This window comes from Streptomyces sp. NPDC044106, from assembly GCF_056433985.1.
Genome location: NZ_JBWKFZ010000004.1, coordinates 470,072 through 490,364, shown reverse-complemented (window position 1 = coordinate 490,364; position 20,293 = coordinate 470,072). Strand labels below are relative to the sequence as shown.

6 protein-coding genes and 1 pseudogene are annotated in these 20,293 nt (G+C 71.3%); 1 reads left to right on the top strand and 6 read right to left on the bottom strand.

Translation table 11 applies throughout. The annotated features are described in order from the left end of the window. Nucleotides 1-19: 19 nt before the first annotated feature. From AC07DI_RS09745 to AC07DI_RS09730, 4 genes and pseudogenes are all read right to left on the bottom strand, one after another. Complete coding sequence (locus AC07DI_RS09745) at nucleotides 20-454, bottom strand: nuclear transport factor 2 family protein (RefSeq protein WP_384247300.1); 435 nt, start codon at nucleotides 452-454, stop codon at nucleotides 20-22. Continuing rightward, nucleotides 451-11,436 (bottom strand): type I polyketide synthase, encoded by a 10,986-nt coding sequence (locus tag AC07DI_RS09740; protein ID WP_478903462.1) that lies wholly within the window; start codon nucleotides 11,434-11,436, stop codon nucleotides 451-453. Before AC07DI_RS09740 ends, AC07DI_RS09745 begins: the two co-directional genes overlap by 4 nt. After that, a pseudogene (locus AC07DI_RS09735) lies at nucleotides 11,419-11,487 on the bottom strand (polyketide synthase docking domain-containing protein); the annotation flags it as partial. The gene AC07DI_RS09740 and the pseudogene AC07DI_RS09735, both read right to left, overlap by 18 nt. Before the next feature lie 114 nt (nucleotides 11,488-11,601). Continuing rightward, nucleotides 11,602-16,572 (bottom strand): type I polyketide synthase, encoded by a 4,971-nt coding sequence (locus tag AC07DI_RS09730; protein WP_478903429.1) that lies wholly within the window; start codon nucleotides 16,570-16,572, stop codon nucleotides 11,602-11,604. Between the two features lie 360 nt (nucleotides 16,573-16,932). Between AC07DI_RS09730 and AC07DI_RS09725 the strand changes: the two genes are divergently transcribed. Further along, on the top strand, nucleotides 16,933-18,183 hold the full coding sequence (locus AC07DI_RS09725; protein WP_384247294.1) for a cytochrome P450: 1,251 nt from the start codon (nucleotides 16,933-16,935) through the stop codon (nucleotides 18,181-18,183). A gap of 36 nt (nucleotides 18,184-18,219) precedes the next feature. On the opposite strand, the gene AC07DI_RS09720 is transcribed toward AC07DI_RS09725, so the two are convergent. Both AC07DI_RS09720 and AC07DI_RS09715 read right to left on the bottom strand, forming a co-directional pair. Beyond that, complete coding sequence (locus tag AC07DI_RS09720) at nucleotides 18,220-19,017, bottom strand: AfsR/SARP family transcriptional regulator (RefSeq protein ID WP_478903426.1); 798 nt, start codon at nucleotides 19,015-19,017, stop codon at nucleotides 18,220-18,222. Further along, on the bottom strand, nucleotides 19,014-19,793 hold the full coding sequence (locus AC07DI_RS09715) for a thioesterase II family protein (RefSeq protein ID WP_478903424.1): 780 nt from the start codon (nucleotides 19,791-19,793) through the stop codon (nucleotides 19,014-19,016). Before AC07DI_RS09715 ends, AC07DI_RS09720 begins: the two co-directional genes overlap by 4 nt. Between the last annotated feature and the right edge of the window lie 500 nt (nucleotides 19,794-20,293).

Genomic DNA, 20,293 nt, shown 5'->3' with positions numbered 1-20,293 from the left:
TTCGGACGGGGCCGGCGGTTCAGCCGATGACCGTGAGGTCGGACGTGCCCCAGTAGGACTTCAGGTGCCGGATGAGGCCGGCCGCGTCCATGCGGATCACGAGCATCGCCGTGCGCCGGATGCGCGCCGTATCCGGGTCGTCGGGGGGCTTGAGCCAGCCGCGCCCGGCGTAGAGCGGGCCCGCGGGCAGGTAGTCCATGACGGAGGTGACCTGCATCAGCGCGTGCGTGGCGTCCTGCCCGGCGACGGGTTCGGCCGCCTCCTCACGGATGCGCGCGGAGAGCAGCCGCTCGTAGTGGGCGCGCAGCGCGTCGTGCCCGGTGACGGGCGGTAGGCCGACCGGGTCCTCCAGGACGGCGTCGGGCGCGTACAGCTCGATGACGGCGTCCAGGTCCCCGGCGTTGATCCGACGGCTGTGCTCCTGGACGCGCTTCTTGCGGGCGAACTCGTTCATCGCTGTCCCTCCACTGCCTGTCCCTCCACGGCCTGCCCGTTGCCTGCCGACCCGTTGCCGTCGCCGCCGCCCTTGCCGAGGTCCCGGTCGATGAAGGCGAAGATCTCGTCCGCCGACGCGTCCTGGATGCGGGCGGCGACCGCCGCCTCGGCGGCCGCTTCCGCCGGTGCGTCGAGCCGGGCCAGCGTGGCGCGCAGCCGCCCGGCCAGCTCGGCCCGTGCCGTGCCGTCCTTCGAGGAGACCGAGAGCAGGGAGTTCTCCAGACGCTCGAACTCCGCCAGGACGTCGGCGAGCGGATCCGCGGCCCGCGGCGCGAGTTCCTGCCCCAGATGCGCGGCGAGCTCCGCCGGATTCGGGTGGTCGAAGACGAACGTGGCGGGCAGCTTCAGGCCGGTCGCGGCCGATAGCCGGTTACGCAGTTCCACCGCGGTCAGCGAGTCGAAGCCGAGCTCCCGCAACCCCTGCGTGGCGTTGACGGGCGTCGACGCCTCGTACCCGAGGACCGCCGCGACGTGCGTGCGCACCAGGTCGAGCAGCGCCTCCTCCCGCTCCGTGTCGGACATCCCACCGAGCGCCCTGAGCAGCGCGGACGCCCCCGCGGAACCGGGCCCGGACCCGGAGCTTCCGCCCTTGCCCCCGCTGCTCACCAGGTCTCGCAGGAGCGCGGGCGCGGGACGGCTCTCGGCCTGCCTGCGCATCCGGGCCAGGTCCAGACGGACCGGCGCGAACAGCGGCAGACCGCCCGCCCACGCGACGTCCAGGAGGGCGAGCCCTTCGTCGGCGCCGAGCCCGACCACGCCGGCCCGCGCATGGCGCGCCCGGTCGGCGTCGGTCAGCCGGCCCGACATCCCGCTCTCCAGATCCCAGTAGCCCCACGCCAGCGAGGTCGCCGCGGCGCCGCTGTCGTACCGGTGGCGGGCGAGCGCGTCGAGGAAGGCGTTGGCGGCCGTGTAGCCGCCCTGGCCGGGGCCGCCGAGCAGCCCGGCGACGGAGGAGTAGAGGACGAACGCGGACAGGTCCGCGTCCCGCGTCAGCTCGTGCAGGTTCCACGCGGCGTCCGCCTTGACCCGCATCACCTCCTCGACCTGCTCGGCCGTGAGGTTCTGCACCACGGCGTCGCTCACGGTGCCCGCGCAGTGGAAGACGGCGGTCAGCGGATGCTCCGCCGGTACCGACTCCAGGAGAGCGGCGGCCGCGTCCCGCTCGCCGGGGTCGCAGGCGGCGAAGGTGACCCGCGCGCCGAGCGCGGAGAGGTCGGCCGCCAGCTCCAGGGCCCCCGGCGCGTCGGCTCCGCGCCTGCTGGAAAGGAGCAGCCGCCGGGCGCCGTGGCGGCTCACCAGGTGGCGGGCGGTCAGCGCGCCCAGGGCGCCGGTGCCACCGGTGATCAGCACGGTGCCTTCGGGGTCGAAGGCGACGGGCAGCGTGAATACGGTTGTACGTGCCGAGGCGGGAGCAGCCTCCGCCGCGGGCGCCTGCCGTACGTCCCACGCCGTGACGTCGAGCGGCTCCAGGGCCCCGTCGGGGCTCAACCGGGCCAGATGGGCGAGGATTTCCCGTACACGGCCGGGCTCGGGAGGTGGGAAGGACACCTGGCCGACGTCCGGGGCACCCGGGCGGCGGACCACGAGACTTCCCTCCTCCGCTACGAGCAGCGACTCCCCGTCGCGCGGCACGACGACATCCGCCAGCACGTCGTACGCGGCCACATAGGCTCCCACGGACCCGGCGGCCTGCACCCAACTCCACCCGGACGGAACGGGGGTGAGCAGCGAGGCCTCGGTGACGGCCACCGGACCGACCGTGTCGACCAGCCCCATCACCCGGTCACCCACGGCCACCGATCCGGCATCACCGCCGACCTCGGTCACCACACCGGCGGCCCAGACCTGTCCCGTGCCGAGCGGATCAGTACCCGTATCCGTACTCGTATCCGCGTCCGCGTCCACGTCCGCACCCGGCGCGGCGGCCGCCCGCACCGCCACCCGCACCTCGTGTGACGCCAACGCCCGCCCGGCTTCAGGAGCGTCGACGAGCGCGAACTTCCCGCCGGTGGCGCCCTCTTCAGTCCGCGCCAGACGCCACGTGGGCGACCCGACCGGCGGGGCGAGCCGCGCCGAAGCCTCGTCCCGGACGAGCCGCGGCACGTATGCCTGCCCGTCACGCAGCGCCAACTCCGGTTCCTGAGAAGCCAGTGTGTCCGGCACCGCCGCGAGGGAGGTCTCCAGAACGTCGAGATCGAGCAACGTGAGCCGACCAGGGTTCTCCGCCTGCGCGCTGCGTACCAGGCCCCACAGGGAAGCGGCGGGCAGATCACCGGTGACCTCGCCCGGCCGCGCGGCGACCGCGCCCCGGGTGACGACGACGAGGCGGCTCGCCGCGAACGCGGGATCGTCGACCCACTCCTTGAGCAGCGACAGAAGGGACACGGCGGCCCGTCGCGCACCTTCGGCCGCATCGCCGCCCGCACGCTCATCCGGTGTGACGCACACCGCGAGTACGACATCGGGCGCCTCACCCCCGGCCTCCACCGCGGCGCGCAGGGCGGCGAACGTGCCTCGCACAGGAACACCGGCCAACACACCGGCCAGTGCCGCCCCCAGCGGCTCCCCGGCGGGCGCGACGACAGCGTGACGCGTGCTGCCGCCCTCCTCACCGGCCCGCGCTGCCGCCTTCGTCCACTCGACCCGGAAGAGCGCGTCACGGTCCGCCGCACGGGCACCGGCGATCTGATGGGCGGCCACCGGCCGCACCGTCAGTGACTCCAGGGTCAGGGCCGGTGCTCCACCGCCGTCCACGGCGGTCAACGCCAGCCGGTCGGGTGCGGTGCGTGCGATACGTACCCGCAATGTGTCCGCGCCCGGCGCATGCACCCGCAGCCCGCTCCAGGAGAACGGCAGCAGGACCTGGTCGGTGTCGGCGGACGACGTGACCGCGTCCAGAATCAGTGCGTGGAGCGTGGCATCGAGGAGGATCGGGTGCACCTGATAGCGGTCGGCCTTGCCGCTCTCCGTCTCGGGCAGCGCCACCTCGGCGAAGATGTCCTCCCCGAGCCGCCAGACGCTCACGAGGCCTCGCGAACCGGGGCCGAACTCATAGCCATGCGCGGCGAGTTCGTCGTACGGGTCGGGCCCGCCGACCGGTGTGGCGCCGGGCGGCGGCCAGGCGCCGCCGAACGAGACGTCCGCGGAATCCGGCCCGGCGGGAGCGACCGCACCCGCGGCATGCCGGGTCCACGCGGCCTCCTCGCCCTCGCCCTCGCCCGAGGGCCGCGAGTGGACGGTCACGGGCCGTCGGCCGTCCTCGGCCGCGGAGCCGACCGCCACCTGCAGATCGACGGCGCCCGCGCCCCCGTCCCCGAAAGTGAGCGGAGTGTGCAGCGCCAGCTCCGCCAACTCCGCGCAGCCGACCCGCACCGCGGCCTGCAACGCGAGCTCCACGAAAGCCGAACCGGGCAGCAGCACGGTGTCCATGACCCGGTGCTCCGCCAGCCACGCCTGGTCCCGCGGCGAGATCCGGCCGGTCAGCAGGTGACTGCTGCCGTCCGCGAGCTCCACGGCGGCCCCGAGCAGCGGATGCCCCGCAGAGGCGAGCCCGAGCCCCGCCGGGTCCCCGGCGATCCCCCTGCGCCCCTCCAGCCAGAAACGCTCCCGCTGGAAGGCGTACGTCGGCAGATCCACCACCCGCGGCAACGGCACGGCCGGGAACCAGCGCCGCCAGTCGATGTGGGCGCCTGCGGTGAAGGCGTGGGCGGCGGCGCGGGTGAGCTGGGTGGTGTCGCCGTGGTCGCGGCGGAGGGTGGGGACGACGGTGGCGGAGACGTCGGCCTTCTCGATGGTTTCCTGGATGCCGAGGTTGAGGACGGGGTGGGGGCTGGCTTCGATGAAGAGCCGGTAGCCGTCGGCCAACAGCGTCTCGATGGTGTCGGCGAAGCGGACGGGCCGGCGAAGGTTGGTGACCCAGTAGGCGGTGTCGAGGGCAGTGGTATCGGCAAGCCGTTCCGCCGTCACCGTCGAGTAGAACGCCACGTCCGTACGGGAGGGCCGGATGTCGGAGAGACGCTCGGTGAGCAGGTCGTGGAGCTGGTCGATCTGAGGGCCGTGGGAGGCATACCCGACGTCGATGACCCGGGCGCGCAGACCACGTGCCTCGGCATCCGCCACGACAGCGGCCACATGCTCGGGCGGGCCCGAAATCACCGTGGACGAGGGACCGTTGACGGCTGCGATACACACACCCGGCCGGTCTTCCCCGATCAGCTCAGCCGCTTCCTCCGCGCTCACCCCGAGGGATGCCATGTCCCCGTGCCCCTGCAATTGCCGCAGGGCGTCACTGCGTACGGCGACGATTCGCGCCGCATCCTCCAACGACAGCGCACCGGCCACACACGCAGCCGCCATCTCCCCCTGCGAATGCCCCACCACAGCAGCCGGTACGACCCCACAATCGGCCCACACCGCGGCCAGCGACACCATCACCGCCCACAACACCGGCTGCACCACCTCAACGCGGGACAGCTCACTGCCGTCCCCGCGCAGCACCTCCGTCAACGACCAGTCCACATACGCCGACAGCGCCCGCTCACACTCCGCAATCCGACCCGCGAACACAGGCGACTCATCCAGCAGCTGAGCCCCCATCCCCACCCACTGCGACCCCTGCCCCGGAAACACCAACACCGGCCCGGCACCGGAAGCCCCCCGCACAGCTCCCTCGACCACATGCGCCGACGGCTCACCCGCAGCCAGCGAACGCAACCCCGCCACAAGCTCCGCATGGTCCCGGCCCACCACCACGGCCCGGTTCTCGAACACCGAACGCGTCTTGACCAGCGACCAGCCCACGTCCAAGGGCGACGCCAGCTGCGGGTCGGTCGTCGCGCGGTCGAGCAGTGAGGCGGCCTGCGCCCGTAGCGCGTCCTCGCCACGGGCCGAGATCACCCACGGCACCACTTCGGAGGGCGCCTCGCCCGTCGGGGTGCTCACTGGCTCCGGCGTATCCGGGGCCTGTTCGAGGATCAGGTGGGCGTTCGTGCCGGAGATGCCGAAGGCGGACACGCCGGCGCGGCGCGGGCGTTCGCCGCGCGGCCAGGCGACGGGTTCGGACAGCAGGCGTACGCCGCTGTCCGCCCACTCCACGTGCGGTGTCGGTGCGTCGATGTGCAATGAGGCGGGCAGCTGCTCATTCCGCAGGGCCATGACCATTTTGATCACGCCCGCGACTCCGGCCGACGCCTGGGCGTGGCCGATGTTCGACTTGATCGAGCCGAGCCACAGCGGGCGGTCCTCGGGCCGCCCCCTGCCGTACGTGGCGACCAGCGCGCCGGCCTCGATGGGGTCGCCGAGCATGGTGCCGGTGCCGTGCGCCTCCACCGCGTCGACGTCCTCGGCGGAGAGGCGGGCGTTGGCGAGGGCCTGCCGGATCACGCGTTGCTGGGCCTGTCCGTTGGGTGCGGTGAGGCCGTTGCTCGTGCCGTCCTGGTTGATGGCGGAGCCCCGGATCACGGCGAGGACGTTGTGGCCGTTGCGGCGCGCCTCGGAGAGCCGTTCGAGGACGACGAGGCCGACGCCCTCCGCCCAGCCGGTGCCGTCGGCGGCGGCCGCGAACGGCTTGCACCGCCCGTCCTTGGCGAGTCCCCGCTGCAGGGAGAACTCGACGAACGCGCCCGGCGTCGCCATCACCGTCGCGCCGCCCGCGAGGGCGAGCGAGCACTCGCCCTGCCGCAGCGCGTGCGCCGCCTGGTGGATCGCCACCAAGGACGACGAGCAGCCGGTGTCGATGGTCATCGCCGGGCCTTCGAGGCCGAGTACGTACGACACCCGGCCGGAGGCGACACAGCCCAGGTTGCCGGTGCCGATGTACCCCTCGACCTCGGTGGGGCGTTCGCCGACGAGCGCCAGGTAGTCGAAGATCGTGAGGCCGGTGAAGACCCCGGCGTTGCTGCCCTTGAGGGTCTCCCGGTCGAGCCCCGCGCGTTCGATCGCCTCCCAGGCGGTCTCCAGGAGCAGCCGCTGCTGCGGGTCCATCGCGATGGCCTCGCGCGGACTGATGCCGAAGAAGCCCGCGTCGAAGTCGCCCGCGTCGTACAGGAACCCGCCCTCGCGCACATAGCTGGTGCCGCGGCTCTCCGGGTCGGGGTTGTACAGCGTCTGGAGGTCCCAGCCCCGGTCGTCGGGGAAGTCGCCCATGGCATCCTTGCCGGCCGTGACCAGGTCCCACAGCTCCTCGGCGGACCGGACGTCGCCCGGGTAGCGGCAGGCCATGCCGACGATCGCGATCGGCTCGTCGTCGGCGGCGGCCGTCGTCGCGGCCGTCCGCGTGGCATCGGCGTTCGCCGTGTCGCCGGACAGCTCGGCCAGCAGGACGTCGGTGAGGGAGTCGGGGGTGGGGTGGTCGAAGACGACCGTGGTCGCCAGGGTCAGGCCGGTGCTCTTGTTGAGCCTGTTGCGCAGCTCCACCGCGGTCAGCGAGTCGAAGCCCAGCTCCTGGAACGGCTGTGTCGCGGGCACGGCGTCGACGTCGGAGTGCCCCAGCGTGGCAGCGGCCTGCGACCGTACGTGCTGGAGCAGCAACTGCCGCTGCTGGGCGGGCTTCGCCCCGGTCAGCTCCTGTTGCAGCGACGACGCGTCACCGGAGGCGTCCTCCCGGTCCGCCGCCGGGCTGCTCGCCCGTCGGTTCTCGGGCAGGTCGGCGAGGAGCGGGCTCGGCCGCTGCGCGGTGAACGTCGACGTGAACTGCGCCCAGTCGAAGTTCGCCACGGTCAGCGTCGTCTCCTCCGCGTCCAGCGCCTGATGCAGCGCCTTGACGCACAGGTCCGGGCTCAGCGGATGCAGGCCGAAGCGGCTGAAGAACGTCAACGCGGCCTGGTCGGAGGCCATTCCGGCTTCGGCCCAGGGGCCCCAGGCGATGGAGGTGGCGGGCAGGCCCTGGGAGCGGCGGTGTTCGGCGAGCGCGTCGAGGAAGTGGTTGGCGGCGCCGTACCCGCCCTGTTGTCCGCTGCCCCACACACCGGCTCCGGAGGAGAACATCACGAACGCCGATAGACCCGGTTCCAGCTCCCGCGTCAACTCGTGCAAATGATGAGCCGCGAGGGCTTTCGGGCGCAGCACCTCGTCCAGCTCCGCGCCGGTCACTTCGCCGAGACCGATGTAGTTCGGCACGCCCGCCGCGTGGATCACGGCCGTGAGTGGCTGCTCTACGGGGACGCCCTCGACGAGGGTGCGTACCTGTTCGCGGTCGCCCACGTCGCAGGAGGTGACGGTGACGGTCGTACCCAACTCGGTCAGTTCGGCGGCCAGTTCGCGGGCGCCGGGCGCGTCGGGGCCGCGGCGGCTGGTCAGGAGGAGGTGCGGGGCGCCTTCGCGGGCGAGCCAGCGGGCGAGGACGGCGCCGATTCCGCCGGTGCCGCCCGTGATGAGCGTGGTGCCCTCGGGCCGCCACCGCACACCGCTGTCGCGCGTGTGGGCCGGTGCGTGGGCGAGACGGCGGGCCTGGACGCCGCCCGGCCGGACGGCGATCTGGTCCTCGTCCCGGGAGGCCAGGGCGGTGGCGAGACGGGTGAGCGCCTGATGGTCGATACGCCCGGGCAGATCGACGAGCCCGGCCCACAGGTACGGATACTCCAGGGCGGCGACCCGCCCCAGGCCCCAGACCTGGGCCTGGACCGGGTGGGTGAGGGCGTCGGTGGCGCCGGTGGAGACGGCGCCCTGTGTGAGGGTGCGTACGGCGATGTCGGCGCCGTTGTCGCCGAGGGCCTGGACGAGAGCGGTGGTCGCGGCGAGCCCGGCGGGCACGGCCGGGTGATCGGGATGCGGCTCCTCGTCCAGAGCCAGCAGGTTGACGATCCCGGCGTACGCGGCTCCCTCCATGAGGGACGCCAACTCCTGGACGAACGGCGCCCGTTCCACGTCGCGCGCGTCCACCACATGCCGCCGCACCCCGCCGCCGTGCGCCGCCAAGGTCTGTGCCGTCGCCAGGACGGCCGGGTGATCGGCGTGCGCGGCAGGCACGAGCAGCAACCAGTCGCCGTCCAGCCGTGGCGCCGCGGTGTCGGGCTGATGCTTCCACGTGACGTGATACCGCCAGGAGTCGACCGTGGTCTGCTGCCGGTGACGGCGTCGCCAGGCCGAGAGGACGGGCAACGCGGGCTCCAGCGCCCCCACGGCCTCCGTCCGGCCTTCGACGCCCAGGCTGCCTACCAGGGCATCGACGTCCAGATCCTCGATCGCTTGCCACACCCGTGCCTCGACGGGATCATGCCCGCCGCCCGTGGGTACGCCCGCCGCGGGCGGCTCCACCCAGTAGTGCCGACGTTGGAACGCGTAGGTGGGGAGGTCGATGGTACGGGGGGTGGGGTCGGCCGGGAACCAGCGCGTCCAGTCGACGTCGGCGCCTGCCGTGAACGCCTGCGCGGCCGCGTGCGTGAGCTGGGTGCGGCCTCCCTGGTCGCGGCGGAGGGTGGGGATCGTGTGCGCTTCGATACCGGCCTGTTCGAGGGTTTCCTGGATGCCGAGGTTGAGGACGGGGTGGGGGCTGGCTTCGATGAAGAGCCGGTAGCCGTCGGTGAGGAGTGCTCCGATGGTGTCGGCGAAGCGGACGGGCCGGCGGAGGTTGGTGACCCAGTAGGCGGTGTCGAGGGCAGTGGTGTCGGCAAGCCGTTCCGCCGTCACCGTCGAGTAGAACGCCACGTCCGTACGGGAGGGCCGGATGTCGGAGAGACGCTCGGTGAGCAGGTCGTGGAGCTGGTCGATCTGAGGGCCGTGGGAGGCGTAACCGACGTCGATGACCCGGGCGCGCAGGCCACGTGCCTCGGCATCCGCCACGACAGCGGCCACATGCTCGGGCGGGCCCGAAATCACCGTGGACGAGGGACCGTTGACGGCTGCGACACACACACCCGGCCGGCCGTCCCCGATCAGCTCAGCCGCTTCCTCCGCACTCACCCCCAGCGAGGCCATGTCCCCGTGCCCCTGCAACTGCCTCAACGCCTCACTGCGTACAGCAACGATCCGCGCCGCATCCTCCAACGACAGCGCACCCGCCACACACGCAGCCGCCATCTCCCCCTGCGAATGCCCCACCACAGCAGCGGGTACGACCCCACAGTCCGCCCACACGGCGGCCAGCGACACCATCACCGCCCACAACACCGGCTGCACCACCTCAACCCGGGACAGCTCACTGCCGTCCCCGCGCAGCACCTCCATCAGCGACCAGTCCACATACGCCGACAGCGCCCGCTCACACTCCGCGATTCGAGCCGCGAACACCGGGGAATCGTCCAGCAGTTGAGCCCCCATCCCCACCCACTGCGACCCCTGCCCCGGAAACACCAACACCGGCCCCGGGCCCACATCCCCCGCAACCCCCGACACGACCTCCCCGGATGCCTCACCCGCCGCCAACGCGCCCAGAGCGGAGACGGCCTGAGCGGGGTCATGTCCGACGACCACGGCGCGGTGCGCGAACAGCGGTCGTGTCGTGGTCAGGGACCAGCCGATCTCCAGCGGCGAGGCATCCGTGTTCTCGGAGGCGAAAGCGCCCAAGCGGCGCGCCTGTTCACGCAGCGCGTCACCGGTGCGCCCGGAAACCACCCACGGCACCACCACACCGGGCGACGCGGGCGCAGGCTCGGCAATGGGCCCGGGATCAGGCTCGGGAGCGGGCGCCTCCTCCAGGATCAGATGCGCATTCGTCCCGGAGATGCCGAACGCCGAGATGCCCGCCCGACGCGTGCGCTCCGCCGGCCATTCCACCTGCTCGGAGAGCAGCCGTACGCCACCCTGCTCCCACTGGACGTGAGGTGAGGGCGCGTCGATGTGCAGGGAGGCGGGGAGGAGGCCGTCGCGGATCGCCATGACCATTTTGATCACACCGGCGACGCCCGCGGCGGCCTGCGTGTGACCGATGTTCGACTTGACCGAGCCGAGCCACAACGGCCGTCCCTCGGGGCGTCCTTGGCCGTACGTGGCCAGCAGGGCCTGCGCCTCGATGGGGTCGCCGAGCGTGGTGCCGGTGCCGTGCGCCTCCACGGCGTCGATGTCCTCGGGGGAGAGGCGGGCGTTGGCGAGGGCGGCGCGGATGACGCGTTCCTGCGAGGGGCCGTTGGGGGCGGCGAGGCCGTTGCTCGTACCGTCCTGGTTGACGGCCGAACCCCGGACCACCGCGAGGACCTTGTGGCCGCGGCGCCGTGCCTCGGAGAGCAGTTCGAGTGCCACCACACCGGCGCCCTCGCCCCAGCCGGTCCCGTCGGCGGCGGCGGCGAACGGTTTGCAGCGCCCGTCGGGTGCGAGCCCGCGCTGCCGCGAGAACTCGGTGAACGAGCCGGGCGTGGCCATGACCGTCGAGCCACCGGCGAGCGCGAGGGAGCACTCGCCCTGGCGCAGCGCCTGGCTCGCCAGGTGGATCGCGACCAGCGAGGACGAGCAGGCCGTGTCGACGGTCACCGCGGGGCCTTCGAGCCCCAGCGTGTAGGAGATGCGGCCCGACACCACGCTGCCGAGGTTGCCGGTGCCGATGTACCCCTCGACCTCGCTGGCCGTCTGGCTGATCAACGTCAGGTAGTCGTGGGCGCTCACACCGGTGAAGACGCCGGTGTCACTGCCCTTCAGCGCCTGCGGGTTGAGGCCCGCGTGCTCGATCGCCTCCCAGGCGGTCTCCAGGAGCAGCCGCTGCTGCGGGTCCATCGCCACGGCCTCGCGCGGGCTGATGCCGAAGAAGTCGGCGTCGAAGTCACCCGCGTCGTACAGGAAGGCGCCGTCCCGCACATAGCTGGTGCCCGGGTGCTCCGGGTCCGGGTGGTAGAGGGAGTCCAGGTCCCAGCCGCGGTCGTCGGGGAACGCCGAGACCGCGTCGCCCCCGTCGCGCACCAGCCGCCACAGATCCTCGGCGGAGCGCGTGCCGCCGGGATAGCGGCAGGCCATGCCCACGATCGCGACCGGCTCGGCCGACTCCTTGTCGCGGAGCTTCTGGCGGGCCTCGCGCAGCTCCGCGGTGACCCACTTGAGGTGATCGAGAAGCTTCTCCTCGTTCGACATCTGACCCAGGCTCCTTGGCGCTACGTGGTGATGGGGACGTATGAGTGGAGGGGAGAGGTGAGGAGAGGACGGGGGACGGGACGGGACGGGGACGGAGGCGGGTGCCGGTGGGGGTCAGGACTTCCCGAATTCGCTGGAGATGAGGTCGAAGATGTCGTCCGCGCTCGCCGCCTCCAGGTCGGCGTGGGTGGAGTCGGCGCCCTCCGGTCCTTCCTGCGCCGGACTCCACTTGGAGACCAGGACCTGTAGTCGCCCCACGATGCGCCGACGGGCCGCCTCGTCGACTTCGGCCGTGCCGTACGTCGCGTCCCACTTGTCGAGCGCCGCGAGTACGTTGCCTTCGTCGGCGGCTCCCTCGTCGCCGAGTTGGCCGCGCAGGTGCGAGGCGAGGGCCTCGGAGGTCGGATGGTCGAAGATCACGGTGGTGGGCAGGGAGAGCCCGGTCGTGGTGTTGAGCTGGTTGCGCAGTTGGACCGCGGTGAGCGAGTCGAAGCCCAGCTCCTGGAACGGTTTCGCGGCGGGGATGTCCTCCACCGTGCGGCCGAGCGTGGCGGCCGCGTACGTCCGCACGTGCTGGACCAGGAAGCCGTGCCGCTGTGCCGCGGGAGTCCTCGCCAGCTCCGCGCGGAAGGCGCTGGTCTCGGCCGCGAACCCGCTCTGCTCGGCCTCCCGCCGGTTCTCCGGAATGTCGTCGAGGAAGGGGCTGGGGCGCTGCGCGGTGAACGTCGGTGTGAACCGGGCCCAGTCGAAGTCCGCCACGGTCAGCGTGGCCTCGCCCGCGTCGACCGCCTGATGCAGCGCCTTGACGCACAGATCCGGGCCGATCGGAAGCAGACCGAAACGCTTGAAGTACGACAGCGACTCCTGGTCCGCCGACATTCCGGCGTCGGCCCAGGGGCCCCAGGCGATGGAGGTGGCGGGCAGGCCCTGGGAGCGGCGGTGTTCGGCGAGAGCGTCGAGGAAGTGATTGGCGGCGCCGTACGCGCCCTGCTGTCCGCTGCCCCACACACCGGCTCCGGAGGAGAACATCACGAACGCCGAGAGACCCGGTTCCAGCTCCCGCGTCAGCTCGTGCAGAGTCCAGGCCGCGGCGGACTTCGAGCCGAGTACTTCGCCGAGCCGCGCGGACGTCAGATCACCGATCGGCGTCAGATCGGTGATCCCCGCGGCGTGGACGACGGCGGTGAGCGGGTGCTCGGTGGGGATCTCATCGATGAGGTGACGGAGCTGGTCGGCGTCGCTCACGTCGCAGGCGGTGACGGTCACGGCGGTGCCGAGACGGGTGAGCTCGGCGGTGAGTTCCCGGGCGCCGGGGGCGTCGGGTCCCCGGCGGCTGGTGAGGTGCAGGTGGGGGGCGCCCTGGTGGGCGAGCCAGCGGGCGAGGACGGCGCCGAGTCCGCCGGTGCCGCCCGTGATGAGCGTGGTGCCCTCGGGCCGCCAGGCGGGGGCGGCCTTGCGGGTGCTGGGGGCCGAGGGGGCGTGCGTGAGGCGCCGGGTGTGGGTTCCTGTGGGGCGGACGGCGGTCTGGTCCTCTTCCCGGGGGAGGAGCGCGGCGGCGAGGCGGGCGAGGGTTCGGCGGTCGACGTGGGCGGGGAGGTCGACGAGTCCGGCCCAGAGGCGCGGGTGTTCGAGGGCGGCGACGCGTCCGAGCCCCCAGACGTGTGCCTGCACGGGGTGGGTGAGCGGATCGGTGGCGCTCGTGGAGACGGCTCCCTGCGTGACCGTGTGCAGGGGCGCACTCGTGCCGTTGTCGCCGAGTGCCTGAACAAGTGCGGTGGTCGCGGCGAGCCCCGCGGGCACCGCCGGGTGATCGGGATGCGGCTCCTCGTCCAGCGCGAGCAGATTGACGACCCCGGCAAGGCCGGTGGTGTCGACGGCGGCCAGATCCTCGCGGCGGACCCGGCCGGTCTCGACGGCATGCAGTCGGACGCCGGCCGCTCCGTACGTGGTCAGCGCCTCGGCCGTGGCCCCTACGGCAGAATGCTCGGCATGGCCGTTGGGGACGAACAGCAGCCATTCTCCGTTGTGTTGAGGGGCGTCCCCGTCGGCCTGGTGCTTCCAGGTGACGCGGTAGCGCCAGGAGTCGATGGTCGCCTGCTCACGGTGCCGTCGACGCCATCCCTGAAGAACGGGCAACGCGGGCTCCAACGCCCGGACCGCTTCCTCGCTGCCCTCCTCCGAGCCCAGCGTCTCGGCCAGCAGTCCGAGGTCGAGATCATCGACGGCCTGCCACAGCTGGGACTCGGCAGCACCCGGCCCACCGCCGGCTGTCGCGGTGGAGGCGGCCGAGGCGGCCCGGTCCAGCCAGTAGTGCTGGTGCTGGAATGCGTAGGTGGGGAGGTCGACGGTACGGGGGGTGGGGTCGGCCGGAAACCAGCGGCGCCAGTCGATGTGGGCGCCTGCGGTGAAGGCGTGGGCGGCGGCGCGGGTGAGCTGGGTGGTGTCGCCGTGGTCGCGGCGGAGGGTGGGGACGACGGTGGCGGAGACGTCGGCCTTCTCGATGGTCTCCTCCATGCCGAGGTTGAGGACGGGGTGGGGGCTGGCCTCGATGAACAACCGGTAGCCGTCGGCCAACAGCGTCTCGATGGTGTCGGCGAAGCGGACGGGCCGGCGGAGGTTGGTGACCCAGTAGGCGGTGTCGAGGGCAGTGGTGTCGGCAAGCCGTTCCGCCGTCACCGTCGAGTAGAACGCCACGTCCGTACGGGAGGGCCGGATGTCGGAGAGACGCTCGGTGAGCAGGTCGTGGAGCTGGTCGATCTGAGGGCCGTGGGAGGCGTACCCCACGTCGATGACCCGGGCGCGCAGACCACGTGCCTCGGCATCCGCCACGACAGCAGCCACATGCTCGGGCGGGCCCGAAATCACCGTGGATGACGGCCCGTTGACCGCTGCGACGCACACGCCGGGCCGGCCGTCCCCGATCAACTCAGCCGCTTCCTCCGCGCTCACCCCGAGGGATGCCATGTCCCCGTGCCCCTGCAACTGCCGCAGGGCGTCACTGCGTACGGCGACGATCCGCGCCGCATCCTCCAACGACAGCGCCCCGGCCACACACGCAGCCGCCATCTCCCCCTGCGAATGCCCCACCACAGCAGCCGGTACGACCCCACACTCCGCCCACACCGCGGCCAGCGACACCATCACCGCCCACAACACCGGCTGCACCACCTCAACCCGGGACAGCTCACTGCCGTCCCCGCGCAGCACCTCCATCAGCGACCAGTCCACATACGCCGACAGCGCCCGCTCACACTCCGCGATTCGAGCCGCGAACACCGGGGAATCGTCCAGCAGTTGAGCCCCCATCCCCACCCACTGCGACCCCTGCCCCGGAAACACCAACACCGGACCCGGACCCACATCACCCGCAACCCCCGACACCACATCCTGCGACGCCTCGCCCACCGCCAGCGCCCCAAGACCCGCCGTCAACGCCTCACGGTCCCGGCCCACCACCACAGCCCGGTGCTCGAACACCGACCGCGTCGTGGCCAGCGACCACCCGATCTCCGCCGCCGACGAATCCGCCTCCGCGGACGCCCCGAGGAACTCACCCAGCCGCCGCGCCTGTTCACGCAGCGCGTCCGAGCCGCCCCGCCCGGACACCACCCACGGCACCACGGCACCGGGCACATCCTGTGACACATCCGGAGAGGCATCCTCCGGTGCCACCTGCGGCACCTTTTCCGGCGCCTCTTCCGGCGCCTCCTCCAGGATCAGATGCGCATTCGTGCCCGAGAAGCCGAAAGAGGACACCCCCGCCCGGCGCGGACGCCCGCCGCGGGACCACTTCACCGGCTCGGTGAGCAGGCGCAGCCCGCTCCCGTCCCACTCGACGTGGGGCGAGAGGACGTCGGCGTGCAGGATGGCGGGCAGTAGTTCGTTCCGCAGGGCCAGGACCATCTTGATGACGCCGGCGACGCCCGCGGCGATCTGCGTGTGACCGATGTTGGACTTCACGGCGCCCACCCACAGGGGGCGGTTCTCCGGCCGTTCCTGCCCGTAGGCGGAGATGAGGGCGCCGGCCTCGATGGGGTCGCCGAGCGTGGTGCCGGTGCCGTGCGCCTCCACGGCGTCGATGTCCTCGGGGGAGAGGCGGGCGTTGGCGAGGGCGGCGCGGATGACGCGTTCCTGGGCGGGGCCGTTGGGCGCGGTCAGGCCGTTGCTGGCGCCGTCCTGATTGACCGCTGAGCCACGGATCACGGCGAGGACCTTGTGGCCGTTGCGGCGGGCGTCGGAGAGGCGTTCCAGGAGCACCACCCCGGTGCCTTCGGCCATGCCCATGCCGTCGCTGCCCGCCGAGAACGGTTTGCACCGGCCGTCGGGGGCCAGGCCGCGCAGCTCGCTGAAGCCGATCAGCGGGGCGGGTGACGACATGACGTACGTACCGCCCGCCAGCGCCAGTGAGCATTCCTGGGTGCGCAGGGACTGGGCCGCGAGGTGGAGGGAGACGAGCGAGGAGGAGCAGGCGGTGTCGACCGTGACGGCCTGGCCTTCGAGCCCCAGGGTGTAGGCGACGCGGCCCGAGGTGACGCTGCCGGAGTTGCCGATGGTGAAGTATCCGGCGGTGCCTTCGGGGACCTCGGAGGCGCCGAGGGCGTAGTCGAGGCCGTCGCAGCCGATGAAGGTGCCGGTGTCGCTGGAGCGGAGGGCGAGCGGGTCGATGCCGGCGCGTTCGACGGCCTCCCACGCCGTCTCCAGGGCGAGCCGCTGCTGCGGTGCCATGGCCAGCGCCTCGCTCGGGCCGATGCCGAAGAAGGTGGCGTCGAAGTCACCGGCGTCGTAGACGAACCCGCCCTCGCGGACGTAGCTGGTGCCGGTGCTCTCCGGGTCGGGGTCGTAGAGGGAGTCGAGGTCCCAGCCGCGGTTGCCGGGGAGCGGGGCGACGGCGTCACCGCCCGCGGAGATCAGCTCCCAGAACTCCTCGGGGGACCGGACGCCGCCCGGCAGCCGGCAGGCCATGCCGATGACGGCGATCGGCTCGTGGCCCGCCGATTCGACGTCCCGCAACCGGCGTTCCGTCTGACGCAGGTCCGCAGTGACCCGCTTGAGGTATTCAAGAAGCTTCTCTTCGTTGTGCGCCATCCCGGGACAACCGCTCCTCTCCGCGAGAACGGCCGGACCCCTGACCCGATGACCGGACGGCCACGGGATCGGCGTGCGCATCGGGCAGGCGGGGCCCCGCCGGACCGCAGACTCGTCGACGGCGCTAAAGCCCTCCTAATACTCGGCTCCGTACGCCGGGACCGGACGCCTTCGGGCCTGGTGGCAGCCTTGCGCGGGAGACTGAGGGACTTCTTAGGGGCGCTTAAGCGGTGGCTGCAAAGGTGAGCCGGTGTCAGGTCGTCATGCTCTGACCACGCGAGTGGTCCTGCTCTGATCATGCGAGTGGTCCTGCTCTGATCCCGCGAGTCGTCATGCTCTGATCCCGCGAAGCGAGGCATCGTGCCCATCACGGAAAGCAAGCCGGCCGCCACACTTCCCGACCTGGTCGACCCGTCGTTCTGGGCGCGGCCGCACGCGGAACGTGTGAAGCTGTTCGAGGAGTTGCGCGCGCTGCCGCGTCCGGCGTTCATCCAGCAGAACATGCCGGGGGTGCCCTGGGCGTTCGGCTACCACGCGCTGGTCAAGTACGCGGACATCGCGGAGGTCAGCCGCAGGCCGCAGGACTTCTCGTCGAACGGCGCGACCACCATCATCGGTCTGCCTCCCGAACTCGACGAGTACTACGGCTCGATGATCAACATGGACAACCCCGAGCACTCCCGGCTGCGCCGCATCGTCTCGCGCTCCTTCGGCCGCAACATGGTTCCCGAGTTCGAGGCCGTGGCAACCCGTACCGCACGGCGCGTCATCGGCGACCTCGTCGCACGCGGGCCGGGCGACTTCATCAGGCCCGTCGCCGCGGAGATGCCGATCGCGGTGCTCAGCGACATGATGGGGATTCCCGAGTCGGACCACGAGTTCCTCTTCGAGCGGTCCAACACGATCGTGGGTCCGCTCGATCCGGACTACGTTCCCGACCGCGCGGACTCCGAACGGGCGGTGATCGAGGCGTCGAAGGAGCTCGGCGACTACATCGCGCGGCTGCGCGAGGAACGGCTCGCCGCCCCGGGCGACGACCTGATCACCAAGCTGGTGCAGGTCCAGGCGGACGGTGAGCAGTTGACCCGCCAGGAACTGGTCTCGTTCTTCATCCTGCTCGTCATCGCCGGGATGGAGACCACCCGCAACGCCATCTCGCACGCCCTGGTGCTGCTGACCGAGCACCCCGAGCAGAAGCAGCTGCTGCTGTCGGACTTCGACACCTACGCGAAGGGCGCGGTCGAGGAGATCCTGCGGGTCTCCACGCCCATCAACTGGATGCGCCGGGTCGCCACCCGCGACTGCGACATGAACGGCCACCGGTTCCGCAGGGGCGACCGGATCTTCCTGTTCTACTGGTCCGGCAACCGGGACGAGAGCGTCTTCCCGGACCCCTACCGTTTCGACATCACGCGTGCGGCGAACACCCATGTGACGTTCGGCGCGGTGGGCCCGCACGTCTGTCTCGGGGCCCACCTCGCCCGGATGGAGATCACCGCTCTCTATCGGGAGCTCCTCGCGGCGCTGCCCCGGATCCATGCCGTGGGGCAGCCCCGGAGGCTGGACTCCAGCTTCATCGAGGGCATCAAGCACCTGCACTGCGCGTTCTGAGCCGAGCCCCGTGAAGGCGGGCTCGTTCTGCCGGGGTCAGCGGCCGGACAGAGCGAGAGGCGGCGCCATCAGGTGTGTGTCGCCTGAGAGTATGGCCCGCTGCAACTCCTGCAGCGGGCGCCCCGGTTCGAGCCCCAGTTCATCGTTGAGCGTCTTGCGCACCGACTGGTACACCTTCAGCGCGTCCGCCTGCCGCTCGGACCGGTAGAGCGCCAGCATGAGCTGGCGGTGGAACGCCTCACACATCGGGTTCTCCGCGGTGAGGGCGTACAGCATGCCCACCGCCTCCCGGTGGCGGCCCAGTTGGAGCTGGCACTCGACAAGCATCTCCTGACACTCCAGGCGGATCTCGTTCAGCCAGGTCGAGAAACCGTCGATGATCGGACCGTTGGCGACGGTCCCGTTCCCGCCCTGGCCGAGGACCGGACCGCGCCACAGCGCGAGCGCCTGGCCGAAGTGCGAAGCCGCCTCGTCGTACCGCTTCTCTCTGAGCAATGTCCTTCCGGTGTTCACGAGTTCGGGGAAGACCTGGGCGTCTATCCGGTCGTCGCCCTTGCGCAGCAGGTAACCCGGCGCGCGGGTCTCGACGGGATTGCCCGCCGTGCCGGGCACCTTGAGGAACTTGCGGAGCTGGGAGATGTACACATGGAGCCCGGCGGTGGCGCGCCGGGGCAGGTCCTCGCCCCAGATCTCCCGCATCAGCTGCTCCAGAGAGACGAGCTGGTCCGCGCGGACGAGCAGGACGGTGAGGACGACTTCGACCTTCTGCGCATTGATGGTGGAGTATTTGTTTCCGTTCCTGACGCGGAGCGGGCCCAACATCTCGTACTTCACTGGGCCGTCCCCCTTGTCGTCGCCGGCTGTTGTGCGCGGTCCGTCAGGGCCTTGGAGATGATCTCCGAGACGCCTTGCTGATGCGTATTGAGGTAGAAGTGGCCCCCGGAGAAGACCTTCAGGTCGAAGGGCCCGTCCGTGTGCTGCCGCCAGGCCGCCGCCTCGTCCCGCGTGGCCTGCGCGTCCCGGTCGCCGATCAGCGCGGTGATGGGGCAGGCCAGCGGAGGCGAGGGGGTCCACCAGTACAGCTCGATCGCCCGGTAGTCGTTGCGGACGATCGGGAGGATCTCCGCGAGCAACTCCTCGTCGTTCAGGAACAGCGGGTCCGTGCCCCCGGCGCGGCGCAGCTCGGCCGCCAACTCGGCGTCGCTGAGGAGGTGTACGGTCCCCGGCCGGAAGACGGAGGGCGCACGGCGCCCCGACACGAACAGATGGCAGGGTTCGTTGCCCGTGCGCTCGCCCAGCCGCTGCGCGACTTCATAGGCGAGGACGGCGCCCATGCTGTGGCCGAAGAAGGCCAACGGCCGGTCGCCGAAGGGCAGGAGCGCCTTGGTGACCAGGTCGGCGAGGACGGGGATCTCGTCCACGAGCCGCTCTCTGCGCCGGTCCTGCCGGCCGGGGTACTGCACCGCGAGGACTTCCGCCTCGGGCAGCAGCGTGGGGGACTGCGCCAGTGGCTGGTAGTAGGTGGCCGAGCCGCCCGCGTGGGGGAAGCAGACCAGGCGAACGCCGGCTTCCGGACGGGGCCGGAAACGACGTATCCAGGGGTCCGACATATCGGGTGGGGAGGAGGCAGACAAGATCTTTCCCTTCGCCAGGAACGCTGACTACGGTGTCGCCGCACCGCATAGCCGCTCCTGATCATGCACAGCTCAAAGTTTAAAGAGCAACGTAGGTAAGATGGCAACGGAGCGGAATGAGACACTCCCTTTTTCTTTGGGGTCGCATTCTCATGTGAACGAAATGTGAGCGGCAAGTTTAAGATAAGTTCCATATGAATGCTTGACACTGTCTCTGGTGAAGCGAGAGGTGTGAGGCGTGATCGCCCGGTAGCGCTGAAGGCCCGATGGAGTCGGCCTCGACTTTCGGTCCACTCGCGCGGGCGCCCCCATTTTGCGGGAATATTACGGCCTGCTGGTTTGATGATCTGTATCCGCCGTTGGCCTGCGACATTTACACGGTCCCCGGTGATCGAAAGTAGATGATCTCTATTGCGTGTGTGAAGGTCGGTCGGATAACCCTGCGGGCCGATTCTGGCCGGTTGTTTTCTTGTGGC

Coding starts and splice junctions, on each gene's coding strand:
- AC07DI_RS09715 (WP_478903424.1), bottom strand. CDS start 19,793: ATGTCGGACCCCTGGATACGTCGTTTCCGGCCCCGTCCGGAAGCCGGC.
- AC07DI_RS09745 (WP_384247300.1), bottom strand. CDS start 454: ATGAACGAGTTCGCCCGCAAGAAGCGCGTCCAGGAGCACAGCCGTCGG.
- AC07DI_RS09730 (WP_478903429.1), bottom strand. CDS start 16,572: ATGGCGCACAACGAAGAGAAGCTTCTTGAATACCTCAAGCGGGTCACT.